Origin of the sequence: Elioraea sp., from assembly GCF_051860475.1 — a bacterium.
Classification (GTDB): domain Bacteria; phylum Pseudomonadota; class Alphaproteobacteria; order Acetobacterales; family Acetobacteraceae; genus Elioraea.
The window spans coordinates 739-985 of record NZ_JBHYDW010000294.1 but is presented as its reverse complement, the minus strand read 5'-3'; the positions used below and the strand labels follow the sequence as shown (position 1 = coordinate 985).

1 protein-coding gene is annotated in these 247 nt (G+C 61.5%); it reads left to right on the top strand.

Annotated features, from left to right (window positions below; all coding sequences use genetic code 11):
• On the top strand, window positions 1–247 hold a 247-nt coding region (locus ACTIFU_RS23820; RefSeq protein ID WP_439580810.1), incomplete at both ends, for an IS1096 element passenger TnpR family protein.

The window sequence follows — 247 nt, the reverse complement described above, 5'->3', positions numbered from 1 at the left end:
GAACCTGCCATAGGCTATCCGCGGTTCATCAGTGGCGAGCGTGACTGCCCACCAGAAGATTGCAGCGGGATCCCCGGCTTCTACGAGCTGCTCGAGGCCCGAGCAGACCCTTCCCATCCGGGCCATGCAGATATCAGAGAATGGCTCGAAGGCTATACTCCCGACGAACTCGACGAATTCCCAATCGAAGTCGCACTCGCCCGCATCGCCGCACGCCGAAACGCAGCCGCCAAGGTCGTGTCCGTCA